The sequence below is a fragment of the Salinibius halmophilus genome, from assembly GCF_003577475.1.
GTDB lineage: Bacteria > Pseudomonadota > Gammaproteobacteria > Pseudomonadales > Natronospirillaceae > Salinibius > Salinibius halmophilus.
This window is the reverse complement of the sequence record NZ_QPEP01000007.1, coordinates 61,714-82,257: the sequence shown is the minus strand read 5'-3', so window position 1 is coordinate 82,257 and position 20,544 is coordinate 61,714. Positions and strand designations below refer to the sequence as shown.

Annotated in this window: 23 protein-coding genes; all 23 read right to left on the bottom strand. The window is 49.1% G+C overall.

Going from position 1 to position 20,544, the window contains the following annotated elements; all coding sequences use genetic code 11:
- Position 1 precedes the first annotated feature (1 nt).
- The 23 genes from fliP to fliE all read right to left on the bottom strand — a co-directional run bounded on the left by fliP (position 2) and on the right by fliE (position 20,464).
- Positions 2–757: a flagellar type III secretion system pore protein FliP gene (gene fliP / locus DUW71_RS09405; protein WP_119395001.1), complete on the bottom strand. Its 756-nt coding sequence runs from the start codon at positions 755–757 to the stop codon at positions 2–4.
- Positions 699–1,100 (bottom strand): flagellar biosynthetic protein FliO, encoded by a 402-nt coding sequence (fliO, locus tag DUW71_RS09400; protein ID WP_119395000.1) that lies wholly within the window; start codon positions 1,098–1,100, stop codon positions 699–701. The genes fliP and fliO overlap by 59 nt, the downstream gene beginning before the upstream one ends.
- Positions 1,097–1,576 carry a flagellar motor switch protein FliN gene (fliN, locus tag DUW71_RS09395; protein ID WP_119394999.1) on the bottom strand — a complete coding sequence of 160 codons (480 nt, stop codon included), beginning with the start codon at positions 1,574–1,576 and terminating at the stop codon, positions 1,097–1,099. The genes fliO and fliN overlap by 4 nt, the downstream gene beginning before the upstream one ends.
- Entirely contained in the window at positions 1,569–2,615 is a 1,047-nt protein-coding gene (gene fliM, locus DUW71_RS09390; protein WP_119394998.1) for a flagellar motor switch protein FliM, read from the bottom strand. The genes fliN and fliM overlap by 8 nt, the downstream gene beginning before the upstream one ends.
- A 16-nt stretch (positions 2,616–2,631) precedes the next feature.
- Entirely contained in the window at positions 2,632–3,165 is a 534-nt protein-coding gene (locus tag DUW71_RS09385) for a flagellar basal body-associated FliL family protein (RefSeq protein ID WP_119394997.1), read from the bottom strand.
- A gap of 72 nt (positions 3,166–3,237) precedes the next feature.
- On the bottom strand, positions 3,238–4,458 hold the full coding sequence (locus DUW71_RS09380) for a flagellar hook-length control protein FliK (RefSeq protein WP_119394996.1): 1,221 nt from the start codon (positions 4,456–4,458) through the stop codon (positions 3,238–3,240).
- 50 nt (positions 4,459–4,508) lie between these two features.
- Positions 4,509–4,844: an Hpt domain-containing protein gene (locus DUW71_RS09375; RefSeq protein ID WP_119394995.1), complete on the bottom strand. Its 336-nt coding sequence runs from the start codon at positions 4,842–4,844 to the stop codon at positions 4,509–4,511.
- Positions 4,841–6,532: an ATP-binding SpoIIE family protein phosphatase gene (locus DUW71_RS09370; RefSeq protein WP_119394994.1), complete on the bottom strand. Its 1,692-nt coding sequence runs from the start codon at positions 6,530–6,532 to the stop codon at positions 4,841–4,843. The genes DUW71_RS09375 and DUW71_RS09370 overlap by 4 nt, the downstream gene beginning before the upstream one ends.
- Before the next feature lie 4 nt (positions 6,533–6,536).
- Positions 6,537–6,842 (bottom strand): STAS domain-containing protein, encoded by a 306-nt coding sequence (locus tag DUW71_RS09365; protein WP_119394993.1) that lies wholly within the window; start codon positions 6,840–6,842, stop codon positions 6,537–6,539.
- A gap of 71 nt (positions 6,843–6,913) precedes the next feature.
- Complete coding sequence (locus tag DUW71_RS09360; protein WP_119394992.1) at positions 6,914–7,978, bottom strand: protein-glutamate methylesterase/protein-glutamine glutaminase; 1,065 nt, start codon at positions 7,976–7,978, stop codon at positions 6,914–6,916.
- Positions 7,979–7,991: 13 nt separating this feature from the next.
- Positions 7,992–8,555 carry a chemotaxis protein CheD gene (locus tag DUW71_RS09355; protein ID WP_119394991.1) on the bottom strand — a complete coding sequence of 188 codons (564 nt, stop codon included), beginning with the start codon at positions 8,553–8,555 and terminating at the stop codon, positions 7,992–7,994.
- Positions 8,552–9,340, bottom strand: coding sequence for a CheR family methyltransferase (locus DUW71_RS09350; protein ID WP_119394990.1), 789 nt, complete (start codon positions 9,338–9,340; stop codon positions 8,552–8,554). Before DUW71_RS09350 ends, DUW71_RS09355 begins: the two co-directional genes overlap by 4 nt.
- A gap of 1 nt (position 9,341) precedes the next feature.
- On the bottom strand, positions 9,342–11,420 hold the full coding sequence (locus DUW71_RS09345; protein WP_119394989.1) for a methyl-accepting chemotaxis protein: 2,079 nt from the start codon (positions 11,418–11,420) through the stop codon (positions 9,342–9,344).
- A 5-nt stretch (positions 11,421–11,425) separates the two neighbouring features.
- Complete coding sequence (locus DUW71_RS09340; RefSeq protein WP_119394988.1) at positions 11,426–11,878, bottom strand: chemotaxis protein CheW; 453 nt, start codon at positions 11,876–11,878, stop codon at positions 11,426–11,428.
- Positions 11,875–13,875, bottom strand: a complete 2,001-nt coding sequence (locus tag DUW71_RS09335) for a chemotaxis protein CheA (RefSeq protein WP_119394987.1) — start codon at positions 13,873–13,875, stop codon at positions 11,875–11,877. The genes DUW71_RS09340 and DUW71_RS09335 overlap by 4 nt, the downstream gene beginning before the upstream one ends.
- An 8-nt stretch (positions 13,876–13,883) precedes the next feature.
- Positions 13,884–14,243 carry a response regulator gene (locus tag DUW71_RS09330; RefSeq protein WP_119394986.1) on the bottom strand — a complete coding sequence of 120 codons (360 nt, stop codon included), beginning with the start codon at positions 14,241–14,243 and terminating at the stop codon, positions 13,884–13,886.
- A 2-nt stretch (positions 14,244–14,245) separates the two neighbouring features.
- Entirely contained in the window at positions 14,246–14,509 is a 264-nt protein-coding gene (locus tag DUW71_RS09325) for an STAS domain-containing protein (RefSeq protein ID WP_119394985.1), read from the bottom strand.
- 74 nt (positions 14,510–14,583) lie between these two features.
- Positions 14,584–15,021, bottom strand: coding sequence for a flagellar export protein FliJ (gene fliJ, locus DUW71_RS09320; RefSeq protein WP_119394984.1), 438 nt, complete (start codon positions 15,019–15,021; stop codon positions 14,584–14,586).
- Entirely contained in the window at positions 15,018–16,421 is a 1,404-nt protein-coding gene (fliI, locus tag DUW71_RS09315; RefSeq protein ID WP_233546091.1) for a flagellar protein export ATPase FliI, read from the bottom strand. Before fliI ends, fliJ begins: the two co-directional genes overlap by 4 nt.
- Positions 16,309–17,301 carry a flagellar assembly protein FliH gene (locus DUW71_RS17810; protein WP_119394982.1) on the bottom strand — a complete coding sequence of 331 codons (993 nt, stop codon included), beginning with the start codon at positions 17,299–17,301 and terminating at the stop codon, positions 16,309–16,311. The genes fliI and DUW71_RS17810 overlap by 113 nt, the downstream gene beginning before the upstream one ends.
- Entirely contained in the window at positions 17,301–18,314 is a 1,014-nt protein-coding gene (gene fliG, locus DUW71_RS09305) for a flagellar motor switch protein FliG (RefSeq protein ID WP_199671200.1), read from the bottom strand. Before fliG ends, DUW71_RS17810 begins: the two co-directional genes overlap by 1 nt.
- Positions 18,315–18,333: 19 nt before the next feature.
- Positions 18,334–20,052, bottom strand: coding sequence for a flagellar basal-body MS-ring/collar protein FliF (gene fliF / locus DUW71_RS09300; RefSeq protein ID WP_199671192.1), 1,719 nt, complete (start codon positions 20,050–20,052; stop codon positions 18,334–18,336).
- Positions 20,053–20,065: 13 nt separating this feature from the next.
- On the bottom strand, positions 20,066–20,464 hold the full coding sequence (gene fliE, locus DUW71_RS09295; RefSeq protein ID WP_119394980.1) for a flagellar hook-basal body complex protein FliE: 399 nt from the start codon (positions 20,462–20,464) through the stop codon (positions 20,066–20,068).
- Positions 20,465–20,544: the final 80 nt, after the last annotated feature.

The window sequence follows — 20,544 nt, the reverse complement described above, 5'->3', positions numbered from 1 at the left end:
CCTACACGGCAAAACTCGACGCCAATGACCCCATTAACATGGCCCAGCCGTCGACTAACACAAACATCATAATTTTAAATGGCAAGGAGATAATGATCGGTGAAAGCATCATCATACCCATCGACATCAACAGGCTTGCCACCACCATGTCGATAATCAAAAACGGGATAAAGATCAGGAAACCAATCTGAAACGCGGTTTTCAGCTCACTGGTCACAAATGCTGGCATTAGAATGGTCAGTGGCACATCCATTGGTTCGTTAAACTCACCCTCACGGTCGGCAATGCGAATAAACAAATCCAGGTCATTTTGGCGTATCTGGCCAAGCATAAAGCGCTTTGCTGGGTCTTGGGCTGCGTTAAGTGCCTCGAGGGACGTCATTTCTTCAGCAAGATAGGGCTGAATAGCGACTACGTTAATTTCATCAAACACCGGCGCCATAATGAAAAACGTTAAAAACAAGGCCAAGCCGATTAGTATCTGATTCGAAGGTGTTTGTTGCAGGCCAATGGCCTGACGCAGAATCGCCAACACCACAATAATGCGGGTGAACGATGTCATCATTAGCAACATCGCCGGCAAAAAGGTCAGCGCTGTCATCAGCGCCAAAATTTGAATGGTTACTGAGTAGTCACCGCCAGTACCCGTTGGATCTGGGGTGTAGCTGAGCGCTGGAATCCCGTTAGCGGATGCCCAGCTACTTAGTATGATCAGTGTCGGTAGTATCCACCAGCGACGAAGAATTCGAACGGCCATTTTTTTGTAACAACTCTTGTAGTTTGTCAGCAAAATTAATTGGCGCGTTTGGCGTAATGGCTAGGTTAACCTTGTCAATTTTGTTGATACTTTGCGGCGTAACACCCAGTAAGAACTGTTCATCACCCACTTGCACCACAAGTAGTTTTTCTTTGGCTCCAAGACTTAAGCTAGCAATCACTTTCATGGACGACGAGCTGGATGCGCCCGTCGCGCCACCAAACCGACGCACTAACCATGCTAAAGCAAATATCAAGCCTATTATTAGCAACAGTGAAAAAAAGACTGACGCAAGCTCCGAGGTAGGCACTATGGTGTTCATCGCTTCATTTGCTTGTGTCATCGCAATCTATTAATCCGTTCCTGTTGGCTTACTACATCGGTTAAACGAATACCGAACTTCTCGTTTACCATGACCACTTCACCGTGTGCGATGAGCGTGCCGTTCACCAATACATCTAGCGGCTCACCGGCCAGACGATCGAGCTCAATCACCGAGCCCTGGTTTAACTGCAATAAATTGCGTATTGGAATACTTGTATTGCCAACTTCCATTGAGATGGTCACCGGAATATCCAGAATCACATCCAAATCAGGACTTTCTAAATCAGGGTCCCTTGCAAAGCTTGAGGGCTGCTCAAAGTCTTGCATTTCGGCTGGTTGCGCTTCGTCATCGGACTCACCGGTCTCGCCAGCCTCTTCCATTGCCGCTGCCCATTCGTCTGCCAATGCCTGATCATCCATATCGCCAGCCACTTCGTCGGCTAGCTGCTCGGCATCTAACTTCTCTTCAGGCACTTCATTGTTGTCATCACTCATTGTCTACCTCTTGCTTACTGGCCTTAGAGAGCCCGCGTGCGCCAGATATTTGGCGCTGCAGATCTGTCATTTCTTTTGTTTTCGGCTCAACCTTACGTGTGACTTTAAATGCCAGGCTATCACCAACTTTACCAAGCTTTCCGTACCCTACTGGCACTTTATTGGCCGTAAGCGTTAATTCTTCGGGTAACTCGATTGGGATAACATCTCCGGCTTGCAGCCCAACCAAATCGCGCAGGTTAATTTCTTTTTTGGCAACTTGGCTGTTAATTGGAACCTTAGCTTCCATCAGGTCTTTGCGTAACGATTTCACCCAACGCTCATCTACTTCATCGACATCACTTTGAAAGCCTGCGTCGAGAATCTCGCGTACCGGTTCAATCATTGAATACGGCACGGTAACATGTAGATCTCCGCCACCACCATCAAGCTCGATATGAAAAGTAGATACCACCACTACTTCACTTGGGCTAACGATGTTGGCCATAGAAGGATTGACCTCTGAGCTCATATACTCAAAATCTAGATCCAGTACCGGCCCCCAGGCCTCGCGCATATCTACGAAGACTTGCTGTAGAACCAATTGCACGACTCTAAGCTCTGTTGGGGTAAACTCTCGCCCTTCAATCTTGGCGTGACGCCCATCACCACCAAAGAAGTTATCCACCAACTTAAAAACCAGCTTGGCATCCATAACAAACAAGGAGGTGCCACGCAGTGGCCGAATCTTCACTAGGTTGAGTGATGTTGGCACATACAAGGTGTGTATGTACTCACCAAACTTAGAGATTTGTATGCCACCCGTTGCCACATCAGCCGTGCGGCGTAAAAAATTGAACAAAGAAATTCGGGTGTAGCGCGCGAACCGCTCGTTAATCATTTCTAGCGTCGGCATGCGCCCACGCACAATACGATCTTGCGAGGTTAGGTCATAGGTTTTAACCCCACCAACATCCTCGACATCTTCTTCTTCGATGTCGCCGTCATCCACACCGTGGAGCAGCGCATCAATTTCGTCTTGGGAGAGTAAGTCCTGCACCCAAACCCCCTAGCGCTTATTGCAACACAAAGTTAGTAAACAGCACCTTTTCGATGCCGGGGCGACCAAGTTGTTGCATAACAATATCTTGCACGACGGTCGTTAACTGATTCGCCAGAGCTTGCTTACCTTCGTCTGTCAACAGTGCTCGGTAATCTTGACCTTGCAAAGTAAGCAAGATGTCGTTGCGAACCACTGGCATATGTTCATCAATCACTGCAAGCGCTTCATCCTCGCGGGACAAAATGGACAGCTCTAGCTGTAAAAAACGAGTGCGAGATCCAACGCGGTAGTTCACAACAAAGGCCGGCTGTAACGCCAAATAAATGGCCGGCGCTTCGCTTGCTGCAGCGCCCGTTTGTTGAACAGGCTCAATGGCTTCCACCGTTGGTTCAGATTCTGATCCACCAAAAAAAATCAATGTCACTGCCGCTGTGGCGCCAATGATGACGAGAAGTGCAACAACGCCAATGATAATCCATTTTAACTTGCCGCTTTTTTTGCCTTCTTCCCCTTCCTGACCTTCCTGTTTTTCATCTTCTTCAGCCATGACTACCTCATTGTCAAAAAAACGGCACTTACTTATCTATACAAAATACTTAGCAAGCCTTGTGCCATACAGTTAAGCATAGGTATCTAAAAGTTGTTGACTGACACGCTCTGATGTAGCGACTTGCTCGCTGGATTCACCATCATTGGCGTTAGAAGTACTTGCTTGACCATTCTCGCTCGTTTGTTCACCTTGCTGACCCGCTTGATCTTGCTGTACATCTGCATCGGTTAACTGCATACCTTGCTCGGCAAAGAGTTCCTTTAATTGATGAATATTGCGCTCAACTAGCTCGCGAGCTTGAGGTGACTGAGTGACAACCTGCACTTGTACTCGCTCATCTTCTTTTTGCACTTTGACTTCAATTCGGCCAAGCTCTGGTGGATCTAGACGAATCATCGCTTGCTGCAACCCGCGCCCAACGATAAAGGCAACTTGCTGGGTAAATTTTGGAGCGAAATCTTGGGCCTTGCCTTGTAGCTGTAATAGCATTGATTCTGGTCGCTCAGAACTTAGCCCCATCATTGCTGCATCCACCGTCGCGGTAGGGTTTACAGCGCCGACTGCTGGCGTTTGACCGGTTGGAACAGGTGTTATGTTGCGCAACGCCGTCAGTCCATCGTCTAGGGGCACTTGGCCTAACTGCGTTTTTGGCATATCAAGCAATGATAACCCGCCTGGCTTGCTCTCGAGTGTCTTGCTATCTTGCCCCTTACTATCGCTTGGATTAAAGAACTTTCCTTCACTTTCATCATCACTGGTGTGTTCTACTGACGTTACTTTCGCCTTTAACTCATCCATTGTTTTCATCGCAGGCTCACCAGATTCCTGCTTTTTCACTTCGGACTGTATGGCTTTGGCAAGCGTCGGGTTTATTTCAGCTTGATCAACGTCATTGACACCAGCGGTCTTCATCAACTCTGATTCGGGTGCTTCCTCGGTAGTTTCAGCGTCGTCTAAGTTGAGTGTTTGCTGACTATCCGTGTTCACGACACTCTCGGCTTCGTCACTAGGTTCTTGCGGCAATATTGAACCGTCAACAGGTAAGTCTTCGCCGCTTTCAGCCACCGCTTTCGTGGTATCAATAGGTGTCAGCTCACTATTGAACAGAGCCAAAAAACCTGAATTTAAAGGCAGCTCTGTCTCGCTTTGATTGTCTCGGCGTATTGATTTTTCTTGCTTCACCTTGTCGTCACTATCATCGCTATCTGGACTGCGCTGACGTTCAGGTGTGAGCGGGGGGCGCTTACTATGCGTTTCTATGGTCAATAAAGAAGGTTGGATTGCCGCCATGTGTACCTCCGAATCTCAGATGAGATATCAGAAGCAATTAATTTGCCAACTTAGGAATTGTTAGCAATTATTTTTAGCTGTTGACAAACAGATGCCTGCTCTTGGTCTACTTGCTCAATCATCTGCAAAGAACAATTGCCATCACGGGCATTATCCTCGAGCGCCATACACATATCTGCCAGTACCTGGGCGCCAATATTTCCGGCGCTACCTTTAAAGCTATGGGCGGTACGAGATAATTGCGTCCAGTCTTGCTGTTCAAACTGCTGGCGGATGAGCTTCATTCGCTCATTACTATCGTCTATGAATGCAGAGATTAAGTCGACAAACTCATCCTCAAGCACTAACTTGAGCTCATCCAGTAAGGCTTGATCTAAGTGGCTCATATACTGTCACCATCTTCCGGTTTACGAAGCGTCACGCGCACAAAATTACCATTACCCTGATACTCTACCTTATCAGCAATGGCACTGATGAGAGGCACGCCACGGCCGCTGTATTTTTTGTTCTCTAGCGAATTGTTCAACGTTGACTGCCAGTCAAATCCATTGCCGGAATCTTCCACTTCAATCACTAACTGAAAGGTATCGTTTTCAAATTGATGAGCAAAGCTTATGCGCACAAAGCCAGACTTAAGATCCTTCAGGCGTTGTTCGCGCTCTGCATAGTAGGTCGCAAACCCCTCTGTGGAAGCCTTTAACTGAGAATCTAACTCCAGCACCCCGTGCTCGAGTGCATTTGAGTACAGTTCCGCGAGCATGGTGTATAGCTCGCCGCTGGCTTGCCTCACCCATGGAATTTCCGATAAATTGTGCAGCATAAGTGGCAGAGGGTTGTAGTGGCGCAATGACTTGGCGTCGAAAGTGGTTGACTGCTGCCAGTTCAATACGCCTTCAAGTGCAGCTCCGCCACCTAATGGCCGCATACTGCGCAAGTCAACATTTTGCATGGTCACTTCTGCTAGGGTGATGTCATCTTCTCGATCATTTTGACCAATGTACTCGTTCACTCCGTTGAGTACCGCATCAAAAATGCTGTCTTCTTCCCGGCCCCGGATCAGGCGCCATAGGCGCTCTTCACCAAACAGCTCACCTTCTGAATTGCGAGCTTCATGGATACCGTCCGACCAAAACAGTAACCGATCACCATCGTCCATCCGGTATTGCTCTACCTTAGGACTAAATTTATCGGCGCCAACAATACCCAGCGGCAATCCCGATGAGGCAACCGCAACGGCCTCTTTTGTTGATTCACGCCAGAAGCAGAGGTCGGGCAAACCACCCACCCAAATTCGTAATGACTTATTAATAAAATCAATATGCGCGACTGCGGCACAACAGAACACGCCCATGGGTAGTACATTATTAAGCTTCAGATTAATTTCTTTAACAATATCTTCTAGCTCGAAGCCCTTTGCCGTCATACCATAGAAGGTCTCGGCAAGTGGCATCGCACCAATGGCGGCGGGCAACCCATGGCCGGTAAAGTCACCTAGGAATATACTTAGCCCGCCGTCTGGACGGCGCTGTGCAAGCAAGGTGTCGCCGTTAAAAACAGACAACGGAGATAATGAATAACGAATGCCTGCCGATTCTAGGCATCCTTGGTGGGCAACATTGTCAAACACACGTTTGGCAACCTGCTGCTCGATCAGTAATTGACGGTGATTCGCTTGAATGGCCGCATGCATGCTGCGCATTCTTCCAAATGCAGTAAGCTTCGCTTTGATAATCACGCGCTTGTAGGGTTTTGACAGAAAGTCATCGCCACCAGACTCCAAGCTTCGCACCAACGACTGCGGGTCTTGTAGTGAGGTCAAAAAGATGATCGGCACCAACTCGGTACCAGCAATCGCTTTAATTGTTCGCGCTGCCTCAAAGCCATCCATCACCGGCATCAGCGCATCGAGCAAGACGATATCAGGCCGCTCACTACGATAGATATTGACTGCTTCCTTACCATTTTTTGCTGGTAAGACTTCGTGACCTTCTTGGCGAACAATGGCCGACAGAATCATGCGATCCGTCTCGCTATCGTCCGCAACAAGCACCTTTAACTTCAGCGAATCCGTCATTTAATTATTCAATATTGAACAGTTGACCAAAATTAGAAATCGTTAGAATTTTTCGAACGTCATTGTTACACCCGCTAATTGTGATATCTGAGTTCTCGCCACCAGCGTGATCTCGTAATAAAAGCAGCATGCCCAACGCTGAGCTATCAAGGTAGGTTGCCGAACTCATATCGACTACCCAGCGCTTAATTGTTTTTGGCGCGTTCTCATAGACTTGACGGAACTCTTGGTGTGAGCTGAAGTCAAAACGGCCATCAACTGTGATGGTCATTTGTGATTGGTCATTTGCAGCCGTTGCAGATATCGTCATGGTGTTCCTCACTAAGAATACAACTCAGTTATGCCGAGATTTACGTTAATATTAGTCTCTATAGACCTAGTCTAGCTGGAAAGTTGACTGATGCGAGCATTCTTAGATGCCCAATCAACAATTTCTTTACTTATTTCATTCAAAGATAGCACTTTTTCCGCAGCATCTAGGGCCACTGCAGCCCCCGGCATGCCCCAGACTACGGAAGATTGCTGATCTTGGCAAACGGTATTAAAGCCGCTACGGCGCAGGTTTAACAGCCCTTGCGCGCCATCTTTACCCATACCGGTAAGCAAGATTGCCAACACACTATTGCGATAAGTGTTGCTTATGCTCTCGTACATCACATCTACGGAAGGCCTGTGTCGATTGACCAACTCACCATCGTTGAGTGCTAAAACATAATCGTTTCCTTGGCGATGTACGGTTAAGTGATGCGACCCCGGTGCAATATACACCCAGCCAGGCCGTAATCGCATACCGGCCTCGGCCTCCACAATCGTGAGCTGGCATATTTTGTTCAGTCTATTGGCAAATGATCGACTGAATGCTTCGGGAATATGTTGCGTGACCACCATCGGCGGTAAGTTAGCTGGCAACACCGACAACAAATCGCGCAATGCTTCTACACCACCGGTAGAAGCACCCACTGCCACCAAGCTAGATGATCGGGCAGACGTCGCAGCAATGGTTAACTGAGAGCGCTGGGCAAAAAGCTCTGGCGAAAAAGCCTTCACCTTAGCTTGCGCTGCAGAAACGACCTTGTCGCAGATCTCTTGCGCAATTTGATTGAAAGACTCTGGGTCTTCACCAGCTGGTTTGGCAATAAAGTCAACGGCGCCTATCTCTAAAGCATCTAGCGTCACATCTGCGCCAGCATGGGTAAGTGAAGAGACCATCACCACTGGCATTGGCCGCAAGCGCATGAGATTTTTGAGGAAGGTCAAACCGCTCATTTTAGGCATTTCAACATCTAGGGTAATGACATCAGGCTCGGTCTTTTTAATGACCTCCCGGGCCATATAAGGATCTACCGCCTGGCCAACAACAACAATCCGTTTGTCTGCACTCAATACAGCCTGAAGAATTTGCCGTGCCAGCGGCGAATCATCGACAATCACGACTTTCACTGCCATACAATGCGCTCCCCTAGAAAAGCTCTACATCACCAGAATCTTGTGCTAACAGCTGTTGCTGATAGGCACGTTCTTCTTGAACGACGTGCTCGGCCTTCGCTAAACGTTTCATTTGCACTCGGCCCGACTCGCCCCACAAGCGCACTAATCTTCCTTGTTGCCCACCTAGGTCACTCGATGCCAACTGTGAGTTTTCCAAGTTCAACCATTGTTTGAGAAAACCGATATTACTGCCACCTATATCACTTTCACCTTGCCACATTTTGGCCCCGCCAAACGCTTTATAAACCAACCTATTGCGATGGGCGCCTTGTTTTATCAGCGCATTGATCAGTGCTTCCATGGCCCAATCACCATAGCGAGCATTAATCCCGTTCAATGAGTGGTCACTTGGCTGGGGTAGCAAAAAATGGTTCATGCCATGAACATTCGCTACCGGGTCGGTGATACACACTGCAACACAAGAGCCCAAAACCGTGGTGAGCAATTCTCCTGGCTGAGCCAAGCAAAACTCGCCTGGCATGACCCGACGTACCCAAACGTTTTCACCGGCAAGGTAGTGCTTGTGCTCGCTCACGATGCCACCTGGTATATGGTTGGCCCAACGGATTTGAGTGGTAGTTTAAAACGATGCAACGACTCACTATGGCCAATGATTAAATAACCGCCAGGCTTAAGTTGTTGAATAAACTTCAATGCCAACTTTTGCCGCGTTTGATCGTCAAAATAGATCATCACATTGCGACAAAAGATGACATCAAAAGGCTTTTTCATCGGCCACTCTGATTGCAGGTTTAATCGACGAAATCGCATGTTCTCATGTACGGTTTGACTCACACGGAATGTGGTTCTATTGCGATTCATCTGCAAGTACTGCCGATATGCGTGCAATGTTTGTAGGTCGGTATCATCGACTGCATACTCACCTAAACTGGCCTTGGCGAGCACATTGGTGTCGATATCGGTTGCCAGCACCAATGTTTGCGCTAACTTTTGAGCTTTAGCAAGGGTAAGAGCAATAGACCAAGGCTCCTCACCCGTTGAGCAGCCAGCCGACCAAACACTATGCTTACCATGCCACCCACTCACCCGCTCTGCTAGGAACTCGAAATGGTGCGCCTCACGAAAGAACTTAGTTAAGTTCGTGGTGATGGCATTCACAAATGGTTCTTCTTCTTCAGGGTTTCGGTCTAAAAATTCGCTATACTCGGCAAATGTCGCAATATTTAACGCCCGCAACCGACGCGCAATTCGTGAATACACCAAGCTTCGTTTATTATCGCCTAGCACAATGCCGGCAATCTCGTAGGCTTTTTTAGAGATTGTGGCAAAATCGGCATCTGTGTAGGCGAACTCAGTCATATTAAAACTCTTCCCAGTCGTCGCTATCTGGCACTGACGGCTTGGCTGCAGGCTTGGCTGCTGGTTTCATCGCCATTGGCGGTTTGCTAACCGGCTCATTGCTTACTGAGAAAAATGCCACAAGGTTCAACAGATTTCTTGACTGATCTGCCATGGCCTCAGCTGCCGCAGATGCCTCTTCAACCAACGCTGCGTTTTGCTGAGTTACTTCATCCATTTGTGAAACAGCTTGGTTAACTTGTTCAATACCAGACGCCTGCTCTGAAGTGGCGCGATTGATTTCGGATACCATTCGTTCTACTTCTTGTACAGCTGAAACAATTTCTGTCAGCGTTTCACCGGACTGATTAACTAACTTGGTGCCAGACGACACCTTATCAACACTGTCGCGTATCAAATCTTTAATTTCACGTGCAGCGCCAGCAGAGCGTTGTGCTAGCGACCTTACCTCTCCAGCGACCACCGCAAAACCACGACCTTGCTCCCCGGCGCGTGCTGCCTCTACCGCCGCGTTTAAGGCAAGCAGGTTGGTTTGGAAAGCGATTTCGTCGATAACACCAATGATATCGGCAATTTTTTTGCTCGAATCATTGATTTCGGCCATCGCTGCCACCGCATCGCTGACAATCTGGCCACCACTTTGGGCTCGCTCTCGGGCTTGCTCGGCGACCGAGGTAACATGCCCCGCATTCTCAGACGATTGACGCACTGCTGACGTCATTTCTTCCATACTAGAAGCGGTTTCTTCTAGATTTGCAGCCTGCTCTTCTGTGCGTTGCGATAGGTCTGAGTTGCCTTGTGCAATTTCATCAGCACCAGAGTTGACCGATGCGGCAGCCTGCTTAATTTTCTCGACTGTCTCGGTGAGTTGGTGAATGGTTTCATTGGCATCGGACTTAAGTTTCAAGAAGGCGCCCGAATAATCACCATCTATGGTTTTAGTTAAATCACCATGTGCTAACGCATCAAACACGACTACCGTTTTGTCAATGATGTCATCGGCTATGGCCACTAATCTGTTTAGCCCTTCTGCTAACCGACCGTAAAAGCCCTCTTTATCGTCTTCACTGATGCGCTGTTTCAAGTCGCCGTTGGCCGCGCCGTCCACCAAAGATGAGATTTCTTTTTCTATGGCGACTTGCTGAGTCTCATCAAGCCACTCTACCACTGAGCCAATGCGCTGGTTGTTGGCATCAAATACTGGATTGGCAGTCAAACCAAAGTAGCGCTTACCGACTTTAATGTTGGCTGTATGGGTACTGGTGAACGATGCCAGCATATTTTCTTGGTGCGCTGGATTTTTGTGGAAGCCATCGATGGATGACCCAATGAGATTATCGGCGTCGAAGTTCGGCAGTACTTCTCTAATATCACTTTGCGCGTTGCGCAACATCTGGTGTACGGATTTGTTCATATAAATAATGGTGCGATCCTGATCCGCCATCATTACATTGGTCGACACATTATCTAGCGCTTGTTTAATGCGAGCATTATCTTTCGCTTCGGCATCCGCCTTGGCCTGCTTAGCAAGAGATTCAGTTAAGTCCTGCCACTCTAAAACTGTGCCAATTCGCTTACCACTACTGCTCATGATTGGGTTTAGCTTTAGTTCAAAGGTTAACCCGGCAACGTTAATTCGACTCGTCAATCCATCCGTCATGCTAGTAACAAGTTGTCGCTGATGACTTGGTTTTTTATGAAACACATCAACATTGGTGCCAATTAATCGGTCGGCGTCAAAGTTCGGCAGCTCGCTGCGCAATTGTTTTTCAACGCGCTTCATTAACTCATATGCAGAGTCGTTCAAGTATTGAATCACCATTTGCTCATCGGCGACGATCACGGCAGTGTCGCAAACCTGCAGTGCCGACAGTGCTCGTTGCATGGCTGGCGGCGGATCACTATTCATTAGCTTAATACCACCAATCACCAGGCCCAATGCTAGTACCGTCAGAATGATCGCGAGCACTGGACTAGCTAACAGCCAGAACTCAATCACAAAAAAGAGTAGTACCAACAAACTCCCAATCGCCAATAGGTTTCTTGGGGTGAAGGCTTGTTTTACATTCAACTTCGCCATAGTGTTTACTCCATAACCTCTGCCATATCAGGCGTCAGTGCTAGTAGACGATGAACAGCCAATAAGGCAATACTGCCTTGCGAGTGCTCTGCAATCGCTGCAATACATGAGTTAGCTTCCTGTTGTGACTGCTGGTGCAACTGATCGCCTTGCATTTGCACAACATCAGCAACGGCATCCACTTTGATGCCAAGTGTTTTAAACTTAGACCCTTGCTCAAACTGAACAATGATGAACACGGTGTCTTGCGTATCTTCAGAGGTCGGCAAACCTAGTCGCACTCTCAGATCAACGATTGGCACTATGTCACCTCGCAAATTAATGGCCCCCATGACCTCCTTCTGCGCCCGCGGAATACGTGTTACAGAGCTAGGACTGCGGATCTCTTTTACCGATAAGATGTCCACTGCATAGAGCTCGTTTGCTAGGTAAAACGTCATCCATTCGCTGGTGCTCATACCACACCTCCACGCGCACTCTGGGCAAGCCCTGCCGGGTCTAAAATCATAGCCACATGGCCGTTACCGAGAATGGTGGCGCCCGAAAGCCCCATTACGCGTTGATAATTGTCTTCAAGGCTCTTAATCACAACTTGCTGCTGTGACAACAACTCGCCAACTAATAACCCAAAGCGACCGTTTGGACTGTCTAACACGACGACGATGCCGTCCGACACATTGAGTTGCACACTGTCGACGTGCAAGAGTTCTGCCAACCCAAACATAGGGATGTGCTCATCGCGCAGGCGAAATACTTGCTGTCCGGAGTCTAGGTGCCTTAGCTGAGAAGCCTTTAATTGAATCGACTCGACGATACTTAGCAGTGGAATCACATATATATCGTTATCGATGCTGACGAGCTGACCGTCTAGAATAGATAACGTTAGAGGTAAGGTGACGGCAATGGTTGACCCTTCGCCGACCACACTTTTTAGCGCCAATTGACCACCGAGTTGCTGAATATTCTTTTTAACGACATCCATGCCCACGCCGCGGCCGGAGACATCGCTGACGACTTCAGCGGTAGAAAAGCCTGCCTCAAAGATTAGTGCTTGCAGCTGGGCAGGTTCGAGTCCATGGTTTTCACTAATCAGCCCGCGTTCAATGGCCTTTCGCTCAACGATCTCTGGGTCAACTCCGCCACCATCATCCGCTACTTCAATCACAACATTTCCGCCTTGATGATAGGCACGCAACGTTAGACGACCTACTTCAGACTTGCCGTTCTGGATGCGCTTTTCGGGCTTTTCTATGCCATGGTCAACGGCGTTGCGCACCATGTGTGTCAGCGGGTCAGTAATTTTTTCTAGTAAGGTTTTGTCAATTTCTGTTGCTTCACCTTCAATGATAAGCTCGATTTGTTTACCGAGTTGATTTGATAGGTCGTGCACCATGCGCGGGTAGCGACTAAAGGCAAAACTAATCGGCAGCATACGAACCCGCATGACACTCTCTTGTAACTCGCGAGTATTTTGCTCAAGCTGCTCTAAACCCGTTTGCATACGCTCACCAACAAACCCCTCTAATTCTCGACCGAGCTCCCCAAGCATCGACTGAGTGATGACTAACTCACCGACCAAATTAATCAGTTGGTCTAGTTTATCGGTGCTAACGCGAATACTAGTTGCTGCTTTAGAGGTTTTATCAGGTTGCTCGACTGGTTTTTTACTGGTCGGCGAAGCAGCTTGGGCGGGTGGCTCGTTCAGCACAGCCTCTATTGTTGACGGCTGTGCATTGTTGGCTGCTATTTTCTCGTCAATCGTGACGCCCACATCGTCATCCAACCACTCAAATATCTCGGCAATTTCATCTTTGCTGGCATTGGCGACTAGTTCAACTTGGAATGATAAATAGCACTCTGTTGGGTCGAAGTCCGCATCAGGTATTTGATCAAAATCGACCTTACCAGAAATCGGGCCAAAATCCGCTAGTACAGAGAATAGCTTTAGCGGGTCATTGCCGGACATAAGTAAATCAAGTGTTGGCTTGAGCTCTATTTGCCAGATGCGTTCTTTTGTTTCTGATGTTTGCGTGTCAGGCTCTGGCTCGAGCGACTGTGAAGCATTGTCTGGATCGTCGCTAAATTGCTGAAGTTCAGTGACAATGTCTGCACTGTCTTGATCACAGACCGGCTCGGCGTTTTGTAATTTGCCAACCAGGGTGCGGCAAATATCTACAGCCTTTAGCAAGGTACGTACTAGGGCTTCACTTGGCTGGCGCTGACCATTACGCCAGCCATCCATTAACGTCTCGGCTTCATGCATCACATTGGCGACTGAGCTAAAACCGAAGGTTGCTGCCCCACCCTTAATTGAATGAGCGGCGCGAAACATCAGGTTGATTTGCTCTGCATCCGCATGCTCAGCCTCTAGCAACTGAGTTTCGAGCACATCTAACCACTCTAAACTTTCTTCAAAGAAGACGGCGTGAAACTGGGATAAGTCAATACCAGCCATACTAGCCTCTATAACACGCGCTTAATGGTATTAAGTAGCTGTGCTGGATTAAACGGCTTTACAATCCAGCCAGTAGCGCCAACAGACTTACCTTTTTGTTTCATATCCCCAGATGACTCCGTGGTAAGCATTAGAATGGGTGTGGCACGATATTGACCCAGAGCTCGAATTTGCGGAACCATCTCCAAGCCAGTCATATTAGGCATATTGATGTCGGAAATAATCAGCTCGAACTGACTAGCCTTAGCTTTTTCTAGCCCGTCTACGCCATCCACGGCTTCAACAACTTTGTGCCCTGCGGTGGTCAGCGTAAAGTTCACCATTTGGCGCATAGAAGCCGAATCGTCAACAATTAATACATTTGCCATAACTACTTTGCCTCACCTAGGTAATCAGTTAAGCCGAATCTATCCAAGTGGATAGCGATAACAGGGTTATCTAACCCCTCGAACACTAATCCAGTGCGACGCTTCCAATGCAGAAGAAACTGCAAGCCAGCAGTGTCAAACCTTTGTACCTGACTCACATCGATGCCAGTCAGTTGCTCGCTATCTGCTGCAAGCAGGCAAGCTTGATGATGAGTCTCGACCGTTTGAATGGTTAAGGCGTCGTCGATCACAAGTGATTGCTGCATATATCGCCTCCTCTCTTTTGTCAGAGTAGACACAGCTTGGAAAAACACCAAAGTTTGTTAACTAAAAGGAAAGATTACTGACGGGCTTGCATTTGATTGACGATTTCGTCGATGGCTTTTTGTTCAGCTTTCTGCTGCTCCATAAACTCAGACAGAGAAACCTTCTCCGCCAACTGCGCCATAGACCTGCGGCGCAAATAGAGTTGCTGCCAATGACGCATTAATTGTTGGTACTGTTGCTGTGCTTGATTCACCACTCGTTGTTGGTTGGCGATCATGACCTCAATTTGGTCAAGAAAGTGCTGATAAACAAGATATTGCTGCACGCCAATACCTTGGCTACCGGCCTGTTTTTGGGTGTTTTGGTAGGTTTGTTGATAAGTAACGAGTTGCTCGAGCTGCTGTTGCTCGAAGCTAATTTTTTGCTCGGCCATTTTCAGCGCTTTTGCGGCTTTATCCTCGTGCTGTTGTGCTACCCGCTCAACCAGCCTTAATCGTTCTGAACGTTTCATCTAGGTTGCTTCTGCGCCAGCGGTGAGTTGGCTTGACCAGGCGGTCGTGGCTGTGCTGCTTGTGGTTGGCGTTGTGGATTCTGCGGTGCGCGCGCTTCCTGTTGCGCCGCAGGTGAGGGTTCATTTATGATTGCGTGCAAGCTTTGAATTGATGTTGGCAAGTCCACTTTTTCTTTCAGCCCCTGCTGTAGGTAGCTCTGAATGACAGGTAGCTTAGCGATGGCTTCATCGATCATGGCATCGCTACCTGCTTGATAAGCACCGATGGCGACCAAGTCTTCACTACTACGATACTTAGCCCACAGCTGCTTTAACCGTTGCGCCGCTTTCAGGTGTGCTTCTGGCACCAGCTGCGGCATGGCTCGAGAAATAGACGCTTCAATGTCGATGGCCGGATAGTGCCCCTGCTCCGCGAGACGCCGAGCAAGCACTACGTGCCCATCAAGAATTGCGCGAGCACTGTCAGCAACCGGGTCTTGCTGATCATCACCTTCGGTTAACACGGTGTAAAATGCGGTAATGGACCCTGAACCATCGGCCCCATTGCCGGCACGTTCTACCAACTGCGGTAACTTAGCAAATACACTTGGTGGATAACCTTTTGTAGCAGGTGGCTCACCAACAGCTAGCGCAATCTCACGTTGTGCTTGCGCATAACGAGTCAGCGAATCCATTAGCAACAACACATTGCGCCCTTGGCTGCGAAAATATTCAGCAATGGCGGTGCAATACTGGGCTGCGCGCAAGCGCATCAGCGGCGCATCATCGGCAGGACTAGCAACCACAACAGAGCGTGCCATACCTTCTTGACCAAGAATTTCGTCTATAAATTCTTTTACCTCTCGACCACGCTCTCCGATTAGCCCTACCACGCAGATATCAACATCGGTGTATTTGGTCATCATACCCAGCAGCATCGACTTACCCACGCCACTACCAGCAAACAAACCCAAACGCTGGCCACGCCCAACCGTCAACATGCCATTAATGGCTTTAATGCCAACATCTACTGTTTCGCTAATTGGTTTTCGATGCAGCGGGTTGATGTATTCGCCGTTTAGCGACGCCAAGACGCGTTGATGGATAGGGCCTCGGTTATCTAATGGCTCGCCGAAGGCGTTTACCACTCGCCCCAATAGCTCATCACCCATCACTAGGTGGCTAGCACTACCAAGTGGTGTCACCGTCGCCCCAGCCCGCAACCCCCGCATTGGCTGCACTGGCATGAGGTAAACTTTATCATCATCAAAGCCAACTACTTCGGCTTCTAAGCGGCTGCGGCCGTCTTCAATCTGGCAGCGATCCCCCACCATCACGTTCAGACCCACTGCTTCCAGAGTTAGCCCCACCATCCTCGTCAAGCGGCCTGCTACTTGTATCTCCTGTGGCCCCGGAATCAATGCTTGATACCGATTCAACTTCTGGCTCAAACGACTCATTTTCATCCTCTTGCAGCACACTTGTGAAGTGTTGGCCTTGGTCAAACAAACTTTGCTGGGAGACCGATAACTCGGCCTGCTCAATAATACTGGCAACCTGCTGCTGCCAGCTACGCTCAAGCGTTAAATCAATCAACGACTGATTGGTTTTCACCATCACGCCTCCACGGCTAATCGTCGGGTCTGCTTTGACCGATGTTTCTTTGACTAGGTCTGGGGCATACTGGCTGATTAACGTGGTGTCATCTGGGTGCAGCATCACTTGGATATAGTCAGCACCATGCGGCAATGCATGAATCGCAGTTCGCACCAGGGTTTCAATTCTGTCTGTTGCCGTGCGCACCTCATGACCAATGACCGCCGCAGCAACTTGCAGAGCTAGCGACACAACGGCTCGCTCAACGTCGGCTTCTTGTTCAACCATTGGCTGATTGAGTTGGCGCATAATGCCCTGCAACTTTTGCACTTGCTGCTTAATTTCAGCCTGTCCTCGCTTTAGGCTTTCATCGTAACCTTGCTTTTCGCCTGCTTGCAGACCTTCTTCTGTGCCTTTTTCAAGGCCTTCCGCCTTGCCTTCAGAAAAACCCGCGTCGAACCCTTCTTTGCGCCCCTGTGCCAACCCCTCTTGATAGGCTTCAGCTTTGGTTTCTTCAAATAGTGCCGTAAGCTCTTCGGCCGTTGGCGCTCGATAGGTTTCCTCTTCCACCTCATCAACAGGCGCTACAGCTTGTTCTGGTTTAGGCTCTGCCCTCTCAGGCGCACTAAAACCAGCGGCCGACTTTCGCCCTTGTGAGTCGTCGTCTTTAAATGGTGGCAGTGGCCAAGACTTCACGTCGCTCATTAAACCATCGCCTCACCAGAGCCACCCAAAGCGATTTGCCCTTCATCCGACAGGCGACGTGCAATGGCCAAAATTTCTTTCTGTGCCAGTTCCACTTCGGCCAGTTTCACAGGGCCCATTGCTTCCATATCATCACGAAGCAATTCAGCAGCGCGTTTAGACATATTGCCCAGCATTTTTTCACTAAGCGTTTGATCGGCACCACGCAGCGCGATTTTGAGCTGATCTTGTGGTACTTCACGCAACAAGGTTTGTACGGCGCGATCATCTAGGTCAGCCAAGTTTTCAAAGACGAACATCAAGTCAGAAATTTCATCTGCAAGGTCTTCATCAACATCACGAATGTTATCCATGAGCTCCGCTTCAATGGACGACTCAAGCAGGTTCATAATATCGGCTGCACACTTCACACCGCCCAAAGACTGCTGCTGAGTGCCTGCAGAGGAAGCAAACTGCTTCTCGAGGATTGAGTTCAGCTCTGACAAGGCCGCTGGCTGAATGGTTTCAAGTGCCGACACGCGCATGATAATGTCGAGCCTGACTTTATCCGGGAAGTTGGCCAAAATCTCAGCACTTTGATCAGCATCTAAATAGGCAATCACAATGGCCTGAATCTGAGGGTGCTCATGGCGAATAATATCGGCGACTGCTCTCGGCTCCATCCATTTCAGCGTATCTAAGCCCGTGGTATTGCCACCCAAAAGAATTCGATCAATGAGACCTGAAGCTTTATCGGAACCCAGTGCCTTGGTTAGCATGTTGCGAATATACTGATCCGCCCCCACGCCCATAGACGTTCGACCGCCGAGTTCGTCTAGAAAAACGGCCACCACACCTTCCACTTGGTCCTGAGTCACTTCGCTTAACTGACTCATCGCCGTACCAACGCGTTGTACTTCTTTGGGGCCCATCTGCTTCAGCACTTCCGCTGCGTCTGCCTCGCCAAGCGACATAAGCAAAATGGCAGCTCGCTCCAGTTTGGATACACCGTCGAGCGCTTTGGCTTTTTCCATCAACGGATTGTTGGTTTGATTAGTCATCGCTCATAATCCAAGTTTTTAACACAAGTGACACTCGGCCTGGGTCTTCTGCAATGAGGCCACGCAGTGCATCAAGCTGGCGCTCAAAGCCTTCAGACGGCCCAGGAAGTAAATACTCCTCCCCTAAAGATAGCGTAACCTTGTCGTCTCCGAGAGATTCTTCGTCGAAATCAAGTTCTGCCACAGCGTCAATTTTTTCTTCTTCGTCCTCTTTACCGGCATCAGTCAGGCGTTTGTAGACTGGGCGCAATACGCCAAACACCAAGATGAGTAGGAACAAACCAATAAGAATTTGGCGCATAATCTCCCAGAACCACGGCTGGGTATAAAATGGCACTTCTTCGAATGTTACTGGGTCGGCTCGGAACGTTGCATTGACGACTTCGATACTATCGCCTCGCGCTGCATCAAAGCCCACCGCGTCACGCACCAATGCTCTTAATGCAGCAAGCTCTTCTTCGGGCCAAGGCTCGTTTACCATTTCGCCGGTTTCTGGGTCTGCTACTTTTAAGTCATCCACCACCACGGCAACCGTTAGGCGATCAATTCGGCCTTGGGCAAAGTTAGTAAAACTTAGCGTTCTATCTACTTCAAAGTTACGCGTTGCCTCATCGCGACGGGTACTTGGCACGCCAGCACCAGCGCCACCTTCACCAGCCACTTCGGGCGCTTGCGCCTGACCAGGCGGTTCATTGGTTAGCGCTCCCGGCACGCCGCCCTCAGGATCACCAACGCGCTCTTCCGAAATGGTTTGTTCACTGCGCAAGGCAATTAAGTCTGGGTTAAATAGCTCTTCGGCCTGTTCACGTTGAGTAAAGTCAATCTTGGCGTTGACCTGGGCTTGGAACGACTCGCCAATCACCGGCCCAAGAATATTGGTAATGCGCTGACGTAATAGTTCCTCTACTTTATTCTGATATTCCAACTGGCGGTCGGTTTGCTCTTCGGCATCACGAGATTCATAGTCCGATAGCAGCCGGCCTTTTTGATCAACGACCGAAACCGACTCCGCCGCCATATCTGGCACCGAGTTGGCAACCATATTGGTGATGGCTTTCACCTGCTCAATCGATAATGCCTGTCCGGCTATTAGGTCAACAAAGACCGATGCCGACGCATGGCGCTGGTCACGCACAAACACCGAACGTTCGGGAATTGCCAAGTGCACTCTGGCGGCGCGAACCTGCTGAATACTGGCGATTGTGCGCGCGAGCTCACCCTCAACTGAGCGGCGATAGCGAGCGTTTTCCATAAACTGACTGGTGCCCAAAGCAGGTTGCTCGTCGAGTAGCTCATAGCCCATGGCTTGATCGGTTTGCAGCCCAGCCGATGCCACCGCCAAGCGTGCTTTGTGTAAATCGGCTTCAGCAACAAGCAGCGTGCCACTGACTGGATCAATATTAAAATCAATATTTTGCCCTTGTAATACCTCAATAACGTCTCGGGTTTCAAATGACGAGGCGCCATTTAATAAAGGCTTATATGGCGTTTCTTGCGTCCAAATCACCATGCCGATACCTAGCGCAATGGCAGCGGCGAGCGCGACGAACAAGCCAATTTGGCGCAGCATGCTTAATTGCACGAGGCCTTGTAAAAATGGTGGTAAGCGACGCTTTGGCGCCTCTGGCGGCGGCGGCGGTGTGGCGGCCGGCGCCTCTCCTGCAACGGCAGGCGGCTGGTTTGGGTTTGTTGTAGCGGGCATATTTTCCATGATTAACTACCCCTTAAACCGGCATGTTCTGAATGGTTTTGTACGCTTCTACCATTTTATTGCGTACCTCTACCATGGCTTGAAATGACACCGATGACTTTTGCGCCGCAATCATTACTTCCGGTAAATCAACAGACTCATCGCCGAGCTCATAGCGTGTGCGTAAGTCACTTGCATGTTTGGACACATCATTGACGGTATCAATGGCCGATTTAAACATTTCACCAAAACTTGGCGCATCGGATGACTCCACCCGTGTTGGATCAGCAATCGAATCAGGGCGAATGGCCTCAGGCTTTAGCTGCGCCTGTTGCTGTGTGCCATCCACTTGTTGCTGCGCTTGCTGCATTTGACTGCGCATCGCGCGCATTTGGCTAAGGACGCTATTGATGTCACCACGTGTATCAATCATCTTAACCTACCCTCCAACGTCGAAACCTTGACGACATTCTTCCAGAAATGGCGTCATTTTCTTGTTATATGCAATCGACA

What these genes read in the sequence shown, in the direction of transcription:
- fliP (WP_119395001.1), bottom strand. Translation starts at nt 757, where the DNA reads ATGGCCGTTCGAATTCTTCGTCGCTGGTGGATACTACCGACACTGATC.
- fliO (WP_119395000.1), bottom strand. Translation starts at nt 1,100, where the DNA reads ATGACACAAGCAAATGAAGCGATGAACACCATAGTGCCTACCTCGGAG.
- fliN (WP_119394999.1), bottom strand. Translation starts at nt 1,576, where the DNA reads ATGAGTGATGACAACAATGAAGTGCCTGAAGAGAAGTTAGATGCCGAG.
- DUW71_RS09385 (WP_119394997.1), bottom strand. Translation starts at nt 3,165, where the DNA reads ATGGCTGAAGAAGATGAAAAACAGGAAGGTCAGGAAGGGGAAGAAGGC.
- DUW71_RS09380 (WP_119394996.1), bottom strand. Translation starts at nt 4,458, where the DNA reads ATGGCGGCAATCCAACCTTCTTTATTGACCATAGAAACGCATAGTAAG.
- DUW71_RS09375 (WP_119394995.1), bottom strand. Translation starts at nt 4,844, where the DNA reads ATGAGCCACTTAGATCAAGCCTTACTGGATGAGCTCAAGTTAGTGCTT.
- DUW71_RS09370 (WP_119394994.1), bottom strand. Translation starts at nt 6,532, where the DNA reads ATGACGGATTCGCTGAAGTTAAAGGTGCTTGTTGCGGACGATAGCGAG.
- DUW71_RS09365 (WP_119394993.1), bottom strand. Translation starts at nt 6,842, where the DNA reads ATGACGATATCTGCAACGGCTGCAAATGACCAATCACAAATGACCATC.
- DUW71_RS09360 (WP_119394992.1), bottom strand. Translation starts at nt 7,978, where the DNA reads ATGGCAGTGAAAGTCGTGATTGTCGATGATTCGCCGCTGGCACGGCAA.
- DUW71_RS09350 (WP_119394990.1), bottom strand. Translation starts at nt 9,340, where the DNA reads ATGACTGAGTTCGCCTACACAGATGCCGATTTTGCCACAATCTCTAAA.
- DUW71_RS09345 (WP_119394989.1), bottom strand. Translation starts at nt 11,420, where the DNA reads ATGGCGAAGTTGAATGTAAAACAAGCCTTCACCCCAAGAAACCTATTG.
- DUW71_RS09340 (WP_119394988.1), bottom strand. Translation starts at nt 11,878, where the DNA reads ATGAGCACCAGCGAATGGATGACGTTTTACCTAGCAAACGAGCTCTAT.
- DUW71_RS09335 (WP_119394987.1), bottom strand. Translation starts at nt 13,875, where the DNA reads ATGGCTGGTATTGACTTATCCCAGTTTCACGCCGTCTTCTTTGAAGAA.
- DUW71_RS09330 (WP_119394986.1), bottom strand. Translation starts at nt 14,243, where the DNA reads ATGGCAAATGTATTAATTGTTGACGATTCGGCTTCTATGCGCCAAATG.
- DUW71_RS09325 (WP_119394985.1), bottom strand. Translation starts at nt 14,509, where the DNA reads ATGCAGCAATCACTTGTGATCGACGACGCCTTAACCATTCAAACGGTC.
- fliJ (WP_119394984.1), bottom strand. Translation starts at nt 15,021, where the DNA reads ATGAAACGTTCAGAACGATTAAGGCTGGTTGAGCGGGTAGCACAACAG.
- DUW71_RS17810 (WP_119394982.1), bottom strand. Translation starts at nt 17,301, where the DNA reads ATGAGCGACGTGAAGTCTTGGCCACTGCCACCATTTAAAGACGACGAC.
- fliG (WP_199671200.1), bottom strand. Translation starts at nt 18,314, where the DNA reads ATGGAAAAAGCCAAAGCGCTCGACGGTGTATCCAAACTGGAGCGAGCT.
- fliF (WP_199671192.1), bottom strand. Translation starts at nt 20,052, where the DNA reads ATGGAAAATATGCCCGCTACAACAAACCCAAACCAGCCGCCTGCCGTT.
- fliE (WP_119394980.1), bottom strand. Translation starts at nt 20,464, where the DNA reads ATGATTGATACACGTGGTGACATCAATAGCGTCCTTAGCCAAATGCGC.